The sequence below is a fragment of the Streptomyces antioxidans genome, from assembly GCF_000968685.2.
GTDB classification, from domain to species: domain Bacteria; phylum Actinomycetota; class Actinomycetes; order Streptomycetales; family Streptomycetaceae; genus Streptomyces; species Streptomyces antioxidans.
Genome location: NZ_LAKD02000084.1, coordinates 26,273 through 45,115, shown reverse-complemented (window position 1 = coordinate 45,115; position 18,843 = coordinate 26,273). Strand labels below are relative to the sequence as shown.

13 protein-coding genes, 1 tRNA gene and 1 pseudogene are annotated in these 18,843 nt (G+C 70.9%); 6 read left to right on the top strand and 9 right to left on the bottom strand.

Features of this window, described 5'->3' with window-relative positions; translation table 11 throughout:
* Positions 1–2: 2 nt before the first annotated feature.
* From VT50_RS27650 to VT50_RS27635, 4 genes are all read left to right on the top strand, one after another.
* Entirely contained in the window at positions 3–1,517 is a 1,515-nt protein-coding gene (locus VT50_RS27650) for a PP2C family protein-serine/threonine phosphatase (protein ID WP_046088898.1), read from the top strand.
* Positions 1,518–1,539: 22 nt separating this feature from the next.
* Positions 1,540–2,955, top strand: a complete 1,416-nt coding sequence (locus VT50_RS27645; RefSeq protein WP_046088897.1) for a vWA domain-containing protein — start codon at positions 1,540–1,542, stop codon at positions 2,953–2,955.
* A 69-nt stretch (positions 2,956–3,024) separates the two neighbouring features.
* Complete coding sequence (locus VT50_RS27640) at positions 3,025–4,155, top strand: FHA domain-containing protein (protein ID WP_046088896.1); 1,131 nt, start codon at positions 3,025–3,027, stop codon at positions 4,153–4,155.
* A gap of 113 nt (positions 4,156–4,268) precedes the next feature.
* Positions 4,269–4,673, top strand: a complete 405-nt coding sequence (locus VT50_RS27635) for a globin (protein ID WP_046088895.1) — start codon at positions 4,269–4,271, stop codon at positions 4,671–4,673.
* 76 nt (positions 4,674–4,749) lie between these two features.
* On the opposite strand, the gene VT50_RS27630 is transcribed toward VT50_RS27635, so the two are convergent.
* The 7 genes and pseudogenes from VT50_RS27630 to VT50_RS27595 all read right to left on the bottom strand — a co-directional run bounded on the left by VT50_RS27630 (position 4,750) and on the right by VT50_RS27595 (position 14,075).
* Positions 4,750–5,604, bottom strand: coding sequence for a DUF8185 domain-containing protein (locus VT50_RS27630; protein WP_046088894.1), 855 nt, complete (start codon positions 5,602–5,604; stop codon positions 4,750–4,752).
* Positions 5,605–5,726: 122 nt separating this feature from the next.
* Positions 5,727–6,137: pseudogene (locus tag VT50_RS27625) on the bottom strand (acyl-CoA thioesterase); the annotation flags it as partial.
* 4 nt (positions 6,138–6,141) lie between these two features.
* Positions 6,142–7,806, bottom strand: a complete 1,665-nt coding sequence (ettA, locus tag VT50_RS27620) for an energy-dependent translational throttle protein EttA (RefSeq protein ID WP_046088892.1) — start codon at positions 7,804–7,806, stop codon at positions 6,142–6,144.
* A gap of 327 nt (positions 7,807–8,133) precedes the next feature.
* Positions 8,134–9,531: an LAETG motif-containing sortase-dependent surface protein gene (locus VT50_RS27615; protein ID WP_046088891.1), complete on the bottom strand. Its 1,398-nt coding sequence runs from the start codon at positions 9,529–9,531 to the stop codon at positions 8,134–8,136.
* Positions 9,532–9,747: 216 nt separating this feature from the next.
* Entirely contained in the window at positions 9,748–10,218 is a 471-nt protein-coding gene (locus tag VT50_RS27610) for a single-stranded DNA-binding protein (RefSeq protein WP_240529335.1), read from the bottom strand.
* 272 nt (positions 10,219–10,490) lie between these two features.
* Positions 10,491–12,458 carry a GTPase gene (locus VT50_RS27600; RefSeq protein WP_046087268.1) on the bottom strand — a complete coding sequence of 656 codons (1,968 nt, stop codon included), beginning with the start codon at positions 12,456–12,458 and terminating at the stop codon, positions 10,491–10,493.
* A 6-nt stretch (positions 12,459–12,464) separates the two neighbouring features.
* Entirely contained in the window at positions 12,465–14,075 is a 1,611-nt protein-coding gene (locus VT50_RS27595) for a dynamin family protein (RefSeq protein ID WP_046087277.1), read from the bottom strand.
* A gap of 381 nt (positions 14,076–14,456) precedes the next feature.
* On the opposite strand from VT50_RS27595, the gene VT50_RS27590 reads away from it, so the two are divergent.
* Positions 14,457–14,532, top strand: a tRNA-Arg gene (locus tag VT50_RS27590).
* Between the two features lie 967 nt (positions 14,533–15,499).
* Positions 15,500–15,778: a hypothetical protein gene (locus tag VT50_RS27580; RefSeq protein ID WP_053048634.1), complete on the top strand. Its 279-nt coding sequence runs from the start codon at positions 15,500–15,502 to the stop codon at positions 15,776–15,778.
* A 151-nt stretch (positions 15,779–15,929) separates the two neighbouring features.
* On the opposite strand, the gene VT50_RS27575 is transcribed toward VT50_RS27580, so the two are convergent.
* Together VT50_RS27575 and ctaD are read right to left on the bottom strand one after the other, a co-directional pair.
* Positions 15,930–16,553, bottom strand: coding sequence for a hypothetical protein (locus VT50_RS27575; protein WP_240529333.1), 624 nt, complete (start codon positions 16,551–16,553; stop codon positions 15,930–15,932).
* Between the two features lie 314 nt (positions 16,554–16,867).
* On the bottom strand, positions 16,868–18,679 hold the full coding sequence (gene ctaD, locus VT50_RS27570; protein WP_046087266.1) for an aa3-type cytochrome oxidase subunit I: 1,812 nt from the start codon (positions 18,677–18,679) through the stop codon (positions 16,868–16,870).
* Between the last annotated feature and the right edge of the window lie 164 nt (positions 18,680–18,843).

Below are 18,843 nucleotides of genomic sequence, written 5' to 3'. Positions count from 1 at the left end.
CGATGTCGCAGATGCCGCAGCCGCCCCAGCTGTCAGCCTGCCCGACCTGTACTGAGCCGCCGCAGGCGGGGGACAGATACTGCGATCAGTGCGGTGCCGACCTGACGGTGGCCTCCGCGCTGGCGGCGGAGGCCGCACTGTCGGCGGAGGCGATCGCCGACCGGTCGGACGCGCGCGGCAACCTGCAGGAGGCGCGCGGCGACCTGCCGGAGGCACCGCGGGCGAACGGGGCGGCGTGGTCCACCCACCCGGGGCCGGAGCCGGACGGCTACGAGCCAGACGGCCACGAGCCGGACGACTACGAGTTGGCCGCCCCGGCCTCCGGCGGGTACGGCCAGGTGGCCGATCCCCGGGCCGCGGCGGCGCTCGGCGCACCCGAGGCGCCATTCGGCGCGCCCGAGGCACCCCAAGTACCCCAAGTACCCCAAGTACCCCAGGCATCGCAGGCACCGCTCGGCGCGCCCGAGCCGCCCGGCGGGACCGGCGGCCACCCGGAGACCAACGCGAGTACGCACACCAGCGCGGCGAGCAGCACCGGCAGCGGGACCGGCCCCGGCACCGGGGCGGACCCCCGGCTGCCCGGCGGCGAGCACCGCCTCCGGTGCGCCGCGTGCCAGGAGGGCACCATCGACCAGGACGGATACTGCGAGCGCTGCGGACACGCCCAGGCACGCGAACGCGACCATATGGAAAGCGAGTTGGACGGGGTCGCGGCGGCCAGCGACCGCGGGCTGCGCCACCACCGCAATGAGGACGCGTTCTCGGTGTCCGCCTCCGCGCTGCCCGACGGCGCGCCGGTCGTGGTCGCCGTGGTGTGCGACGGGGTCTCCTCGGCCACCCGCCCCGACGAGGCCTCGGCCGCCGCCGCCCTGGCCGCCAGCCAGGCGCTGGGGGCCTCGCTGCCGCGCGGCGCCCACCCCCAGCAGGCCATGAACGAGGCGATCATCGCCGCCGCAGACGCGGTCAACTCCCTGGCCCTGGACACCGGCGCGGCCGCCCCCCGCCACGAGGGGCAGCGCCATCAGAACGCACCGGCGTGCACCATCGTCAGCGCCGTCGTCACCAGCGACATCCTCACCATCGGCTGGATCGGGGACAGCCGGGCCTACTGGGTCCCCGACGACCGTACGACCCCGCCCGCGCGACTCACCGAGGACGACTCCTGGGCGGCCCAGATGGTGGCCGCGGGGCTGATGTCGGAGGCGGAGGCGTACGCGGACGAGCGCGCCCACGCCATCACCGGCTGGCTCGGGGCGGACGCCTATGAGCTGGAGCCCCACACCGCCTCGTACAAGCCGGACCGGCCGGGCGTCGTGGTGGTGTGCACCGACGGGCTGTGGAACTACGCGGAATCAGCGGAGCAGATGGCCCGCGCGGTGCCGCCGGACGCCCGCTCCCGCCCGCTGAACAGTGCGCAGGTCCTGGTCGGCCACGCCCTGGACGGCGGGGGCCACGACAACGTAACAGTGGCGATCGTGCCGTTCCCCGCTGCCCCGGGCCGGGCAGGATCCGCCTGACGGTCGCCAAGGAGCGGATGACATGGCCCACTTCTCCACGCCCGACGCGCCGCGGTTCTCGGTCGAGGTCTACCAGAACGCGTGCCTCCCCGAGGGAGGGCGCGAGGTGAACGCGATCATCACCGTCACCTCATCGGCAGGCGGCGGAGCCACGGCGGGGCCGCCGATACCCGGCCCCGCCCATGAGCCGATACCCGCGTACGAGGGCGTCCTTGGTGGGTACGAGGACGCTCCCGGCGCGTCCGGCCGGGGCTGCTCCCCCCGCGCGGCCGTGGTGATCATGGTGGACTGCTCCGGCTCGATGGACTATCCGGCGACGAAGATGCGCCACGCACGGGACGCGACCGCCGCGGCGATCGACACGGTGCGCGACGGCGTGGCCTTCTCCGTGGTGGCCGGCACCCACAAGGCGGTCGAGGTCTTCCCCGGCGACGGGCAGTTGGCCATCGCCGATCCGCTCAACCGCGCCCGGGCCAAGGAGGCGCTGCGGAGCCTGAGTCCGGGCGGCGGCACCGCGATCGGCACCTGGCTGCTCCAAGCCGACCTGCTGCTCGGCTCCACCGATGCCGCGATACGGCACGGCATCCTGCTCACCGACGGGCGGAACGAGCACGAGGAGCCACAGCGGCTGAGGGCCGTGCTCGACGCCTGCGCGGGCCGCTTCACCTGCGACGCCCGCGGGGTGGGCACGGACTGGGAGGTCGAGGAGGTCACCGGGATCGCCGCAGCCCTGCTCGGAACGGCGGACATCGTGGCCGATCCCGCCGGGCTCACCGCGGACTTCACGCGGATGATGGAGACGGCGATGGGCAAGGAGGTCGCCGACGTCAGCCTCCGGCTGTGGACCCCCAAGGGCGCCGAGGTGGCGTATGTGAAACAGGTCGCACCGACGGTGGAGGACCTGACCGCCCGGCGCGTGGAGGCCGGTCCGCGCGCGGGCGACTACCCCACCGGGTCCTGGGGCGATGAGTCCCGCGACTACCACCTCTGTGTGCGGGTTCCGGCGGCGGAGGTCGGCCAGGAAATGCTCGCGGCCAGGATCTCCCTGGTCCGGCCGGTGCCCGACGGGGTCGGCAGCCCGCCGAGTTCCCTGGCGCGGGGGCTGGTGCGCGCGGTGTGGACCAGCGATCTGGCCGCCTCCACCGCGATGAATCCGCAGGTGGCGCACTATACGGGCCAGGCCGAACTGGCACAGGCCATTAAACAGGGCATGAATGCGCGCAAATCCGGCGATACCGAACAAGCGACCGCGAAGCTGGGACGTGCCGTACAACTGGCGGCCGCATCGGGGAACGAAGACACGGCGAAACTGCTCGCGAAGGTGGTGGACGTGCTCGATGTGGCGGCAGGTACTGTGCGACTTAAGGCGAAGGTCGCGGAAGCGGACGAGATGACACTCGAAACGCGCTCCACCAAGACAGTTCGCGTCAAGAAATAGCACACAACCAGCACTCACGTAGCTCTTTCTCGGCAGAAACGCCAAGAACGCCTCAGAGGGGGATCCGACATGCCGACCTGTCCCAACGGCCACCAATCGGCGGCCGACGACTGGTGCGAGGTGTGTGGGCACCGGATGTCGGGGACACCCATGCCCTCCGGCGCCGTCCCGCCACCTCCGCCCATGCCGAACGGCCCCGGTGTTCCCGTGCCCCCGGGTGGTTACGGGAGTCCGGGGCCGGGCGGCCCACCGCCGCCCGGCGGCGCGGGCGGCTATGGCTATCCGGCACAGCAGCAGGAGCTGTGTCCGCAGTGCCGTACGCCGCGTGAGGCGCAGGCCCCGTTCTGTGAGGAGTGCCGCTTCAACTTCCAGACCCACACCCCGTCTCCGTACGGCCCGCCGCAGGGCGGTTACGCGCCGCCGCAGCAGCCGGGGCCGCCGCAGCCCGGGCACGGGGGGCCGCACGGTTCGCACCCGACGCAGGGCGGCGGTCAGCCCTCCGGCTTCGGCGGCGACAGCGACTGGACGCTGCCGCCGCCGCAGGGGGGCGCACCACACCCCGGCGGGCCCCCGCACGGCGGCCCGGGCCACGGCGCGCCCCAGCCCCCGCAGTACGGCTACGGCTACCCCCAGGCCCCGGCGCCCCCGGCCCAGCCGTACGGGAACGAGGGATACGCCCCGCCCCAGCAGCAGGGGCCGGGGCATCGGCCGCCGCAGCAGCACCCCGGCGCTCCGCAGCAGCAGCACCCCGGCGGCGCCCAGTTCGGCCAGGGCGGCGCCCCGGTACAGGCGCCCGGGAACTGGATAGCCGTCGTCGCCCCGGACCGTGAGTACTTCATGGCGATGATGAACCGCAGCGGCCCGGAGGCCGCCGGGCTGAACCTCCCGGCCTACTCCCCCGAGCAGCAGCTTCCGCTCAACGGCCACCAGATCACCATCGGCCGGCGCCGCCACAGCACCGGTGAGGCCCCCGACATCGACCTCGGGCGGCCGCCCGAGGATCCGGGCGTCTCGCACCAGCACGCGCTCCTGGTCCAGCAGGCCGACGGCGTCTGGGCGGTCGTCGACCAGGACTCGACCAACGGCACGACGATCAACGGCGGCGATGAGCCGATCCAGCCGTTCGTGCCGGTCCCGCTCCGGGAGGGCGACCGCGTCCACGTCGGCGCCTGGACGACGATCACGGTGCGCCGGGGCTGAGGCCCCGGAAGGGCTCAAGACGGCCGGGAGGGCCCAGCGGCCAGCCGTAGGGGCCCTCCAGGTCGTCCAGCCGGGCCCATTGGCACTCGCCCCGTGTCTGAGAGCATGGAGGCGTGAAAGAGATTCCGCGCGGCACACTTCAGGAGCAGACCTTCTACGAGCAGGTCGGTGGCGAGCAGACCTTCCGGCGTCTGGTCCACCGCTTCTACCAGGGGGTCGCGGAGGACCCGCTGCTCCGGCCGATGTACCCCGAGGAGGACCTGGGACCGGCCGAGGAGCGGCTCACGCTCTTCCTGATGCAGTACTGGGGCGGCCCCCGCACCTACAGCGACAACCGCGGCCACCCCCGGCTCCGCATGCGCCACTCCCCCTTCACCGTGAACCGCGCAGCCCATGACGCCTGGCTGCGTCATATGCGCGACGCGGTGGACGAGCTGGAGCTGGCCCCGGAGCTCGAGCGCCAGCTGTGGCACTACCTCACCTACGCCGCCGCCTCCATGATCAACACGGAGGGCTGACCCGGCGGGTTGGCCCGGAGGGCTGCCCTGGCGAGTTGATCTGGAGGTCTGCCCCGGAGGAGCTGACCCGGCGGGCTCAGGCGGGCGTGACGGACAGCCCGGACAGACCGCCGGACGGGCCCTGTGTACGCACCGCGATCGAGCCGTACGGCGTGCGCAACCGCAGCCAGCCGCCCGCGGCGAGCAGCGCCAGGGGCTCGGGCGACGCGGTGGCCACACCGCTCCCGTGGGCGGTGACGGCCGGTACCGCCGCCCGGACCGTTCGCAGGAAGCCCAGCGACTGCGCGGCATGCACGGCGCGCAGCGGAAGCCCGGTGTCGCCGAGGGTGCGGGACCAGATCTCATGGCCGATGCGATCGCGCTCGGCGCGCGTGCGGCTCTCCTCGGGGAGCGCCGCGTCGCGGGCCCGGAACTCGGCGACGGCGGCGGCGACCGCCCCGTGCACCTCCTGCACGCCCGGCAGCCCGTTCACCCGGCGCCAGCCGCCGCGCGGCGGCAGCACCCCGGCCCATGGCGGACCGGTGACCGCCTGCGGCACGGTGACCACCAGGCCCCGGTCACCCCGGTCGCGGCCGTCGGGCCCGTCGGCGGTCTGCGCGGCCCGCGCCGTGTCCAGCGCGTCCGCGAACTCGCCCGCCGAGACCGTCGTATCCAGCGCGCCCGGCCCGCCCGCCGCCCCGACCGGCGCGTCCGATGTCTCCGACGCGTCCGACGCCACCGCCTCGGTGCTGACGATCGCCTCGAGCCGCGCCGTACGGATGGCGAGGACCTCGAAGGAGGGCGGACGGCCGAAGACGGCGAGCACACCGCCGCCCGCCTGCAGCCGCACCGCCGCCGCCCGGTCGTAGTGGATCAGCCGGGCCAGGAAGGCGGCGAGATCGGCCGCCTCCCCGGCGTCGGCGAAGTGGAGCTCCTGGCTGGAGGCCGTCATACCGAGACGGCCCCCTCCGCCCGTTCGGCGCCATCGGCGGATCCGGCGGGCTTCGTGGACTCCTCGGATGCCTCGGGCGTCTTGGACGCCTTGGACGCCTTCTTGGCGGCGCCCTTCGTCACCGGGTCCGGCTCCAGGTACTCGGCCAGGAACTTCTCCTCCTCCGGGGTGACCCGACGCGGGCGGCCCTGGTCGAGGTCATAGGGCACGATGCGGGTGGTGGCACGCACATACAGGGCGTCCTCGTCCTTGATCTCATAGCGCAGGGTGAGATACGCGGCCCCGATCTGCGTCACCCAGGTCTCGATCGTCACCGGACGGTGCCGGTGGACCAGGGGCTTCAGGTAGTCGATCTCATGCCGGGCCACGACCACGCCGCCGGTGAACGCGTCACTCCCGCTCCCCGGCGCCAGCCGCCACATGAAGTCGACCCGGGCCTCCTCCAGATAGCGGAGGAAGGTCACGTTGTTGACGTGGCCGAACGCGTCCATATCGGACCAGCGCAGGGGACAGGAGTAGATATGGCGTGCCATCCACTCAGCCCCGGGTCAGCTTCTTGTAGGTGGCGCGGTGCGGACGGGCCGCGTCCGGGCCGAGCCGCTCGACCTTGTTCTTCTCGTACGACTCGAAGTTGCCCTCGAACCAGAACCACTTGGAGTCGCCCTCGTACGCCAGGATGTGGGTGGCGACGCGGTCGAGGAACCATCGGTCGTGGGAGACGACCACGGCGCAGCCGGGGAAGTCGAGCAGCGCGTTCTCCAGCGAGGAGAGGGTTTCCACGTCGAGGTCGTTGGTGGGCTCGTCGAGGAGCAGCAGATTGCCGCCCTGCTTGAGGGTGAGCGCGAGGTTGAGGCGGTTGCGCTCACCGCCCGAGAGCACCCCGGCCGGCTTCTGCTGGTCCGGGCCCTTGAAGCCGAAGGCGGAGACATAGGCGCGGGAGGGCATCTCGACCTGGCCGACGTTGATGTAGTCGAGCTCGTCGGAGACGACCGCCCACAGCGTCTTCTTGGGGTCGATATTGGCGCGGCTCTGGTCGACGTAGGAGATCTTGACGGTCTCGCCGACCTTGATGGAGCCCGCGTCGGCGGTCTCCAGGCCCTGGATCATCTTGAAGAGCGTGGTCTTACCGGCGCCGTTGGGGCCGATGACGCCGACGATGCCGTTCCGCGGGAGGGTGAAGGAGAGGTCGTCGATCAGGACCTTCTCACCGAACGCCTTGGAGAGGTTCTTCACCTCGACCACGACATTGCCCAGCCGCGGGCCCGGCGGGATCTGGATCTCCTCGAAGTCCAGCTTCCGGGTCTTCTCGGCCTCGGCGGCCATCTCCTCGTAACGGGTCAGCCGGGCCCGGGACTTGGCCTGGCGGCCCTTGGCGTTGGAGCGGACCCAGTCCAGCTCGTCCTTGAGCCGCTTGGCGCGCTTGGCGTCCTTCTGGCCCTCGACCTTCAGCCGGGCCTGCTTCTTCTCCAGGTAGGTGGAGTAGTTGCCCTCGTAGCCGATGGCACGGCCGCGGTCGAGCTCCAGGATCCACTCGGCGACGTTGTCCAGGAAGTACCGGTCGTGGGTGATGGCCACGACGGTGCCCGCGTACTTGGCGAGGTGCTGCTCCAGCCAGTTGACGGACTCGGCGTCGAGGTGGTTGGTGGGCTCGTCCAGCAGCAGCAGGTCGGGCGCCTCCAGCAGCAGCTTGCAGAGCGCGACACGGCGCTTCTCCCCGCCGGAGAGGGTGGTGACCGGCCAGTCGCCGGGCGGGCAGCCGAGGGCGTCCATGGCCTGCTCGAGCTGGGCGTCCAGGTCCCAGGCGCCCGAGTGGTCCAGGTCCTCCTGGAGCTTGCCCATCTCCTCCAGCAGCTCGTCGCTGTAGTCGGTCGCCATCTGCTCGGCGATCTCGTTGAAGCGGTCCAGCTTGCCCTTGGTGACCGCCACGCCGTCCTGGACGTTCTCCAGCACGGTCTTGGACTCGTCCAGCGGGGGCTCCTGGAGCAGGATGCCGACGCTGTAGCCGGGCGAGAGGAAGGCGTCACCATTGGACGGCTGCTCCAGACCGGCCATGATCTTCAGCACCGTCGACTTACCGGCGCCGTTGGGGCCCACGACACCGATTTTCGCGCCGGGCAGAAAGCTCAGCGTGACATCGTCGAGGATCACCTTGTCGCCGTGCGCCTTGCGCGTCTTGCGCATGGTGTAGATGAACTCAGCCAAGAGAAACCGTCCGGCAATCTGGTAGGTATCGAGGTGCGGCTCCGCCGCGGTATCCGTATCCGTGGCGGCTCCACCGCGTGAGGGCAGATACAGCCATCTTGCCGTACGCCGCGCCCGAGGCGGAAACCCGTTTTGATCCGGCGCGCGGCCCGGGTCCGGCATGCGCCGTCCCCCGCAACGCGCTATGCGCCGTCCCCCGCGACGCGAAGGGCCGGAGCCTCCACGAGGCTCCGGCCCTCCATCACCGCGTTCTTCGATGATCACCACATCCGGTGACCGTCGCTTCACTCAGCGATCACTGCTGCCCTGGCGTCGCCGCCCTGGGGTTCACTCGCCCGCGGGAGCCTTCTTCTTGCGGACGAAGAAGACCGCGCCGCCGCCGACCACGACCAGCGCCGCGGCGATGCCCGCGATCATCGGGGTGTTGCTGCTGCTACCGGTCTCGGCGAGGTCGCCACCGGAGGTGTCACCGCCGGTGCTGCCCCCGGCCGACGCGGGGCTCGGCTGCGAGGAGGGAGTGTCGCTGCCGCCGCTGCTGGAGGTCTTGCAGTCGAGAACGCCGGAGAAGGTCGTCTTGAAGCCGTTCGCACCGGTGATGGTGAACTTGTAGCTCTCGTCCTCCTTCACCGGGGCGGTCACGGTCTTCGACTGACCCGCCTCGACGGTGTACTTCTTGCCCAGCAGCTCGAAGGTGAACGCCTCGTCGCCCTTGTTGGCTGCCGTGATGTCCACGCCGCCCTTGGCGCAGTCCTTCTCGGCGGAGACCGCCGGGACGGCACCCTTCTTCGCCCAGTTCGCGGTAGCGGTGGCGGAGACGGTGCTCTCGCTGGACCCGGCCAGGATCTGCGTCTGGCTCTTGGTGGCGCTGGCGAACGCGCGGCCCACCGGAACCTTGGTGGCGGCCTGGGCGGTCAGCGTGGCGGAGCCGTCCGACGCGCCCTCCGGGACGTCGAAGTACACCTCGCCGCCGTCGGCGGCGCTGGTGATGGTCTTGCCGGTCTTGTCCACGAGCTTGACGCCACTGCCCGCGGAGTCGGTGCCCGGGGCCAGGGTGACGCTGTCGGCGTTGGTGTGGACCTTGACCGGGCCGAGCCGCTCACCGGCCTTGCCGGAGACGGCCGGCGGGTCCAGGCTCAGCGACGCCTTGGGCTCCTGGAGGTTCTGCGCGCTCTTCTCCAGGTAGTCGGCCAGCTTCTCGGCCTGCGGGTTGGCCGCGTCGACCTTCGCGTTGTCGGAGAAGCGCCAGATGGCGACCTGCGTGCCCGCGGCGGCGGTCTTCTCGGTGAGGGCGCCGTCGACGCCCGCCTTCTTCGCCAGCGCGCCGAGGTCGTTCACCTGCGGGTAGGAGTTCTGCAGAACCCAGTTGATCTTGCCCGCGTTGGGGTTGTTGGCCAGGGACGTCTCGGCCCAGGACTTCTCCTCGTACTTCGCCTTGCTCTGCGTCGGGTTGTGCAGATCAATGCAGTACGTCTGGATGGAACCGCCATTGTCGACCGACATCTCGAAGAGACCGGCGCCGACCTGCTGGTCCTTGCCGTTGTCGTGAATGATGGCCTTGTCGAACGTCTTGAGACCGCCCAGCGTGGCGGTCGCGCCACCCCGGCTCGGCGGCGCGTCATCGGCGGCGGCGGTACCGGCGGTGACCATCGCACCCGCCGCGACCAGGCCGGACGCCAGAACGGCGGCCGCAAGGCGGGCAGCGCCCCGCCTCCTTACAGAAATCATGGTTTTCCCTCCGGGCGAGCGCCAGTCAGTTGGTGCGCCTCGCCAGCGAACTCAAAACTCAGGAACCCCCGTTGGGCACGCAGGGATCCTAGGGAGAAAGGAACCGCACACTCCCCCTGAATACCTAGACCCAACCGATCCGAATCGGAATCGTTATCTAAGCCCAGATCTCATATGACCTGGGATTATCGACAAATCACCCGTGGGCGCGGCCATTCACGGGGAAGTTGCCCTGGTCGGTGTGTTTAGAAGCGGTTTGGCCTGTGAAACCCGACGAAATGCTGATGTACCTCGCGCGAGATCGTGTCCGACCGCCAGCGCGTCGATCTCCGCGGTGACCCAGCGCCTGGGCTGATGCGCCCCGCCACCGGGGTCCCCACCCGGGGCCGGAGGGGCGCCCGCCCCTCCCCCTTCCCCATCTCCCTGAAGCGGCCGGTCCCGCTCCCATTCGCGCTCCCGCACCCGCAGCGTCCCGTGAACGACGAGCGGTTCACCGAGCGAGACCGACCCGGCGACATTCGCGGCCAGCGACCGCCACGTCCAGACCGTGTAGAAGCTCGTGTACGCGTCCGCCCACGCGTCCCGCCCGCGGTCCCAGCGGCGCACCGTCGCCGCCAGTCGGAACCGGGCCACCGCGACACCCGCCGCCGTCTCCCAGAAGTCCGGCCGCGTCGCGGCATTCCCCACCACGGTCACCCAGCTCTCGTTCACCGGCTACGCCTCCCCCATCACTTCGCGGCTCTGTCATGCCGTTCGAGGACCATGCTGCCCGGCATCACAAAACCCCGCCGGGGCCTGTGCACGACCCCGCAATTGTGGACAACTCGGCCACCCGGACGAGTGACCCCCCGTCACGCCCCAGCCCCGACACCCCACACCCCGCACCCGGCACCCGGCACCCGGCACCCGGCACCCGGCACCCGGCACCCGACACGCACCCGACACGCCGAGCGGGCCCGTCACGTCCCGCCCGCCGCGGCCACGTACTGCGCCCGTACCTCCCCGTACCGCGCCAGCTCCGCCTCCACCGGCTCCAGCACCCGCCTGCGCCCGCACTCGGCCGCCACCTCCCGCAGACGGCCCTCCACCGACCGGCCGTGGCGCCGGGCGGGCCCGCGCGCGGCTGCCCGGGAGCCCCACGCCAGTGCCGGGCCGACCGCCGCGCCGCCGACCACCACCAGCACCGGCATCCACCGCTCCGGCCCGCCGAACACCCCGGCCATGGCGCCCAACAGCCACAGCACCCCCATCACTTGCACCAGCAGCACGGTCACCTGAGCCGCCGTCACCATCGACCACCACACGGGCCGGACCGCCCGCCGGTGCGCCGTCTCGGCCGCCACCGCCTCGTCGACCGCCTCCGCCAGCCCCCTGCCGCCCCACCCCGCCGCCTCCCGGACCGCCTGGGCCCACGGGCCGGGCAGCCCGGCCGTCGCCTCGTCCCCGATCGTGCGTACCGCCTCCTCCACCGCGGGGCGCGCGGTGACCGCTTCCACCGCCATCGATCGCGCCCGCGCGCCCGGGATCTCCGTCCACTCCCCGGCCCCGGAGGCTCGCGACCCCCGGGAGCCGCCCCGAGAACTCCCTGGGGGGCGGCCTTTCCTCGCCCGCAGCCGCCCCCAGGGCGTTCCGCACGCCCACTCCGCGTCCCTCAGCCAGGTGCGCTCGGCCGCCTTCCCGGCCGCCCCCGCGCCCGCCGCCTCGGCCAGCCGGTCCTCGAACTCCGCCCGTGCCCGCTCGGTGAGCCCGACCGGCCCGCCGTCCGCCACATACTGCGGCCGCAGCCGCGTCATCGTTCCGTCCACGTCCGCCGACAGCCGGCGCTCGGCCGCCCCGCACTCGGCCGTGAGCCGCCCGAGCATCTCCCGGAGCTCGCCGACGCCCTCCCCGGTCAGCGCGGACAGCGCGAGCACGGTGGCCCCCGGCTCCCCGTGCTCCCCGAGCGCGAGCCCGTCCTCGTCCAGCAACCGCCGCAGATCGTCCAGCACCTGGTCCGCGGCCTCGCCCGGGAGCCGGTCCACCTGGTTGAGCACGACGAAGGTCACCTCGGCGTATCCGGCCAGTGGCCGCAGATAGCGCTCATGGAGGACCGCGTCCGCGTACTTCTCGGGGTCCACCACCCACACCACGGCGTCCACGAGGCCCAGCAGCCGGTCCACCCGCTCCCGGTGGCCCGGGGCGGCCGAGTCGTGGTCGGGCAGGTCGAGCAGGACCAGGCCGCGCAGCGCGGGGTCGTACGGATAGCCCGGGTTGCGCCGGTCCACCGCGGGGATGCCGAGCCGGTCCAGCAGGCCGTCGGCGTGGTCGGTCCACGCGCAGGCGAGGGGCATGGCGGTGGTCGGGCGGCGGATGCCGGTCTCGGAGAGGTGGGCTCCGGCGAGGGTGTTGAACAGTGTCGACTTACCGCTTCCGGTGGCCCCGGCGACGGCGACCACGGTGTGCCCGTAAGGATGCCGCCCCCGCGCGTCCGCCTCGTCGAGCACCCGCGCGGCCCCGGCGAGCATGCGCCCCTCGAGCCGGGACCGGGACAGCCCGACCAGCTGGCGCAGGGCCTCCAGACGGGGCCGGAGGGTGCCCGTGGCGAAGCTGCGGAGGCCTGCCTGGTACACGGCGTACGGAGGGCCGCCGAAGGACCGCCGTTCGGCCTCCTCCTCCCCCGGGAAGTAGCCCGCCGTGGCGCCGGGGATGTCCGGTGCCGCCTCCTCCGCCGCCCGCTGGTCCACCGCACGGGCCTGGCGGCCCGCGACACGTCCGGCGACCCGGCGGTGGGCGCGCCGGGCGATCAGGCCGTCGTCCCAGGTGTGGCGGCCCGCCGCGACCCGGTCTTCACCGCATCCCGCGCGGCCGTCGCCGCCGCCCTCATTGCCGCCGTAGCCCTCGTCGCAGCCGTTGCCCTCATCGCCGCCGTTGTCCTCCGTGGCCGTCACCTGCGGTCACCTCTCCTTCTGCAGTACGGACAGCGCGGCGATCAGCTCGACCTGGTGTTCCGGGGACATGTCCAGGGCGTCCAGAGGGGCGAGCCTGCGGTCGCGCTCCGCCCGCATGGCGCGGGTGACACAGCCGTCGAGCAGCCGTCCGCCGCGGTCGCCCAGGCGCAGTGCCGCTTGCGCGCCCAGGGTCTCGGCGAGCTTCTCGCCCGCCTTACGGGCGCGGCGTCCGCCCAGGAGGGACGCGGCGAGCAGCGCGGCGATCTCCTCGGGGACGCAGCTGCCACCGCATTCGGCGATCCGGGCCCGGGCCTCCTCCTCGGCCAGCTCCTCGACGCAGCGCCGCCAGTGCCGTACGGCCACGCCGATCCGCTCGGCGGCGCCCCGCGCGTCGCACGGGGCGAGCCCGGCCCGCGCGGCCGGGTCCTGCCTCCCGGCCTCCGCGACCCGTTCGTCAGCCGTGGCGGCCGCGCCGCGCAGCAGGGTGGCCAGGGAGTCGGTCAGAGCGTTAAGGAGCTCATCGGGGGCGCTGCCGTGCGGCAGGCCGTGCCAGTGGGTGAGCGCACCGCCCGCGAGCGCCGCCCCCTGCGCGATCTCGCGCCGCACCCGTTCCCCGGCCTCCCCGTACGCGCCCTCGACCCGCTGGACCAGCCGCACCGCGGCCGCGTGCTGTGCCGCCGCGGCCCCGGCCAGCGCGGGCATCCGGGCGCGCAGCGAGGCGAGCGTCCCGGCGGCCGTACGGGCGGCAGCGGCGGTGCGGGCGTACGGATCCTGTGCGTGCTGGGTGAGCCAGGTGCGCAGGGCGGCGACGGCGGTGGCCGGGAGCAGCCCACTGCCGCCGCCCGCGGATTCGGGGAGCTCCGGGATGGTGAAGCGCGGGACATCGCCGAGCCCGGCCGCCGTAAGGAGCCCGGCGTACTGCCGTGAGACCTCGGCGGCCAGCTGGTGCGGCACCCGGTCCAGAACGGTGACGAGGGTGACGTCGTACTCCTTGGCGGTCCGCAGTAGATGCCAGGGGACGGCGTCGCCGTAGCGGGTGGCGGTGGTGACGAGCACCCAGATGTCGGCGGCGCAGATCAGCTCCGCTGCCAGATCGCGGTTCCGCGCGACCAGCGAGTCGATGTCGGGCGCGTCGAGCAGCGCGAGCCCCCGCGCCAGCCCCGCGTCGGTCTCCACCCGCAGCGCCGCGGGCCCCTCCTGCGCCCGCCCCTCCTCGTCGTACGCGCTCTCCGCGCGCTCCCCCTGCGCCGGGACCCACACCCGGGTGAGCCGCGGCAGCACCCGCTGCCCGGCGAACCAGGGGTGGTCGTCGGGGTGACACACCAGCACCGGCGTACGCGTTGTGGGCCGCAACACACCGGCCTCGGTGACGCGTCGGCCGACCAGCGAATTGACGAGGGTGGATTTGCCCGCCCCCGTCGATCCCCCGATTACCGCGAGCAGGGGCGCTTCGGGGGCGCGCAACCGGGGCACGAGGTAGTCGTCCAGTTGAGCGAGCAGCTCGGCGCGGCTACGGCGAGCGCGGTCGGCGCCGGGAAGGGGGAGCGGAAACCGAGCGGCGTCGACACGGTCACGCAGTGAGGTCAGCGCGTCGAGCAGCCGGGGCCGTACGTCCAAGATCGCCACGTGATGAAGAATGCCCGCTTTTGATGTCTTTTTGAAGCGTATGCTCATTCGTGTGCGTCAAAGAGACCCACCCGGATCACCCCAAAAGGAGCACGAGGCGGACGTGACGACAGAGGCGCGGGCATAACGAGTACACAACACCCGTTCCTTGAGGCGTGAAAAACGATGCAAGTTTCGGACCTGCCTGCGATTATCAGACCGCTTCACCGAACCTCCACAACGTGCCACGGAGGTGAAGCAACCGGGGCGAGGTGCAAGGAGCCCTATCCTTGTCCCGGCAAGGTCACGGTCCGTCGAGCCCGGCCACCCGCACCACGGCCGCCCCGCCGACCCCGCAGGCACCGGGGCTCACCCGCTCCATGACCACCACCGGCCCCCGTAGCTCAGTGGATAGAGCAGGCGCCTTCTAAGCGCTTGGCCGCAGGTTCGAGTCCTGCCGGGGGCGCCACGCAGAAGGGTGGCGAGGGGGGACATCACGTCCTGTCTCCTTGTCACACTCCTTCTCATTCCGAGAAGCGGGAATGTGTTTCACCGGGACCACAGCCGCTCCCAGGACATGGCGCCGGATCCGCTGGTACGCGCTCGGCGGAGTCGACGGCCGTGCGATGACCGTGCCGTGCTTGTGGCGATTGTCTTCGTCGCCGTCTCCGGTTGCGCCTAGCGGCAGCCTGCCGCCGGTTTTGGGCGCTTCCTGGCAGACGGTGCACCAACGCTTTACGGACTGGTCCGAGGCCCGGGTGCGGGCCAGATGGGCTGGTCGCGTTGCGCGATCGACTCGGTCAGTGTCCGCGCGGTCAAAGGGGGCCTTCGACGGGGCCGAACCCGATCGATCGCGGCAAGTTGGAGGCGAAGGTCCACCTCGTCGGTGACCACCTGACATGACACCTCAGCTGAGGTACTTCCGGCGCAGTCCCGTTCCGGTCGTGGAGTTCGGGACCAGGACGTACTCCTTTCCATTCTGGGCACAGGCATAGATCTTCGATCGCCAACTATCGCCTCGAGGACTCTCCTCGTGAGGTCTTCCCTCATCGGTGCGCCGTGCAGACTCCAGAGCTTCCCGCCGCTTGGCCGCCCTGCCCTTCTGGCCCCGAGCCCGGCCGCGACGCTGCTTCTTATCGCCCATGCTTCGAGAACGTACGAGGTCAGCTCTTATACGTACAGGCCATCGCGTTCAAAGCAGCCCCGTCGTTTCCATGACGAATGGTCAGGCGGCTTCAACGAGCACCAATCAGGATGGCCGCAATTTGCCCTCTATGGTGTGCTCCGAAGCCAATGATAGGAAGGGCCGCATGAGTTGGGATGTTCACGTAGCACGCCTGCCAGAGGGCATCGCCTCGATAGACGACCTACCGGATGACTATCAGAGCCCGCCAATCAGGTCGCTTGGCTATGTACGGGAGACGATACGAAGGGTAATGCCCGACGTCGACCTGTCGAACCCGCCATGGGGGATCCTGAACGGCCCCACCTGGTCGATCGAGCTGCTTGTCGGCCGGGACGACCCGGTCGGTTCGCTCCTTCTGGAGGTCCGCGGCAGCGGTGACGATGTCATGGAACCGATCTTCCTGCTGGCTGAGGCGTTCGGCTGCGAGGTCTACGACACCGCTCAGGGCGCCTTCCTGGCTGGGCGGCAGGACACCGACGGCTGGCGCCTGTTCCAGCGCAGCCGGGACTGGGCAGCCAACCAGTTCTGACGTCCCTCAGCTTGTTCTTCATCGTCTGGCCCTGGTCGCGCCGAGATCGAAGCGCTGTGAATTCTGGCTCACGGGCGAAGAAATCGATGTCGATGACGATGCTCGTCGGCTGCTGGTAAAAAGGTGCGCTCCGCGAGGTGCTGACCCCAGATCAGCGGTTGACCTCGTCGCTGTCGGCCCACACCGGATCGGTCACCTCGGCCCGCACGGCCTCCAGACGCTCATCCGACAGCAGGGCGGCGACGAGCGCCGCCGGGCCACCGAGATAGGTGGAGTCGAGGTCGGTGTCCGTCGCGACACACCAGGTCCGTTCGTCGGGCCAGAACAGGTTGGGCGACTGCGGAAAGAGTGACATCGCCAGTTCCCCCGCGGCGTCGAGCGGACCATCGAGCAGGAGATAGCTGCGTTTCGGCAGCTCCACTCGAGGGCCATTGACGATGTCTGGCGGAAACTCCGGTGGAAGCAGATCCGGCTCCGGCTGCCCACTTTCCTCCTCCGACGTGAAAGTGGACGTGAAAGTGATGGTCCCGCGGCCGTCTGATGTGGACTCGTAGCCGTCCCAGACGCAGAACCAGCAGCGGTCAGCTGACGTGGTGTGCCGGGCCAGGACGTCGCACAGCGCCGTGAGCGCGGTAGGGGGCAGCGTGCCGGGTTCGGGCTCCTCCTCCCAGGGCTTCGCCGCTCGCACATCCGACGCGGGAGTGGCGAGCGCCCGGAACTGTGCCCGCGGATGCATCACCCTGCCCGACCACGCGGCCACCTCCGCCCATGTCACGGGGGTGCCGTCAGACGCCGACGCCGGATGCGGAATCCGCGCGTACGCCTCGAATCCGTGCGGTACGAGAGAGCCCACTCCGGACCCGAACGGCCCGGTCCCCGCAACCACCCAATCGGCCGCCGCCACATCCCCAACCGGCCGCAGCCGTGAACGCCGAGCCATGGTCCGCACCTCCCGCAATCGCCACCCGGCCTGGTTCGAAGCCATCACCGGCTAGAACGCCTCCGCCGGCAGCGGGTCCGCTGAGGCCTTCGCCCGCGGATAAACCTACCTACGAGGCGACGGTCTCATCAGCCGCCCACCGGCGAGGGTCAGCCCTCGCGGCCCTCGGTGTCGTCGCCCGTTTCGGGGCCCGGCCCGCCGCCGGTGTGGCCGTGCCCGCCGGTACGGCCATCCCCTCCGCTGCGGTCGTCCTCGGTGCCGAGGTCAACCGGGGCGCCCATGGCCTCGGAGAGGGGCGGTCGGTTGGTGGTGGGGACCTCGTGGGGGACGACCTCGGGGTGGTGGAGGTCGAAGGCGGGGGATTCGGAGCGGATCTTCGGCAGGGTGAGGAAATTGTGCCGGGGCGGCGGGCACGAGGTGGCCCATTCCAGGGAGCGGCCCCATCCCCAGGGGTCGTCGAGCTCGACCCGCTTCCCGTACTTCCCGGTTCTCCACACGTTGTAGAGGAACGGCAGCGTGGACAGGCCCAGGAGGAACGAGCCGATGGTGGAGACCGTGTTCAGCGTGGTGAAACCGTCGGCGGCCAGATAGTCGACATAGCGGCGCGGCATGCCGATGACGCCGAGCCAGTGGTGAACCAGGAAGGTGGTGTGGAAGCCGACGAACAGGGTCCAGAAGTGGATCTGGCCGAGGCGTTCGTCGAGCATTTTGCCGGTGAACTTGGGCCACCAGAAATAGAATCCGGCGAACATCGCGAAGACCACCGTACCGAAGACCACGTAGTGGAAGTGGGCGACGACGAAATAGCTGTCATGGACCTCGAAATCCAACGGAGGCGAGGCCAGGATCACCCCGGTCAGCCCGCCGAAGAGAAAGGTGACCAGGAAGCCGACGGACCACAGCATCGGCGTCTCGAAGGAGAGGGAGCCGCGCCACATGGTTCCGATCCAGTTGAAGAACTTCACCCCGGTCGGCACCGCGATGAGGAACGTCATAAAGGAGAAGAACGGCAGGAGCACGGCTCCGGTGGCGAACATGTGGTGGGCCCATACCGTCGCGGAGAGGCCGGTGATGCTGATAGTGGCCCCCACCAGACCCATATAGCCGAAGACCACCTTGCGGGAGAACACCGGGATGATTTCGGTGATGATGCCGAAGAACGGCAGGGCGATGATGTAGACCTCGGGGTGGCCGAAGAACCAGAAGAGGTGCTGCCACAGCAACGGACCGCCGTTGGCCCCCTCGAAGACGACCGCGCCGAATTTGCGGTCCGCCTCCAGCACCAGCAGGGCGGCCGCCAGGGTGGGAAAGGCGAGCAGCACCAGGATCGAGGTGAAGAGGATGTTCCAGGTGAAGATGGGCATCCGGAACATCGTCATTCCCGGGGCGCGCATGCACACGATGGTCGTGATGAAGTTGACGGCGCCCAGGATCGTCCCGAAGCCGGAGAGGGCGAGGCCCATCACCCACATGTCGCCGCCCACACCCGGGGTCCGCGCCTTGCTGCTGAGCGGCGTGTAGGCCGTCCAGCCGAAGTCCGACGCGCCGCCGGGGGTGAGCAGACCGCCGATCACGATCAACCCGCCGAAGAGGAAGAGCCAGTACGCGAGCATATTCAGCCGGGGAAAGGCGACATCCGGGGCGCCGATCTGGAGCGGCATGATCTCGTTGGCGAATCCGGCGAATACCGGCGTGGCGAAGAGCAGCAGCATCAGCGTGCCGTGCAGGGTGAAAGCCTGGTTGTACTGCTCCGGGCTGACCAATTGCAGTCCCGGCCGGGCGAGTTCGGCCCGCATGATCATGGCCAGAAGGCCGCCGATCAGAAAGAAACCGAACGCGGTCACCAAGTACAGGTGTCCGATTTTCTTGTGGTCCGTGGTGGTGAGCCAGTCGACCACGAGGCTGCCGAGTCTGGTGGGTTCGGCGGGAGCTTCATATTCGGGCTTGGTTGTCGTCGCCATGTCCGTGTCCGCTCCTCGGCCGTCTGCAGGGGTGGGCGGCCGGCGGCACCGGCCGACGAATTCGCTGTATCGATTCGCCCACCATTACCCGAAGCGGAATGGCGATTCGGACCCGACTCGCCGTAAGGCCCGGTCATTCACCGGCGTCAAGGGTCGGGGCATTC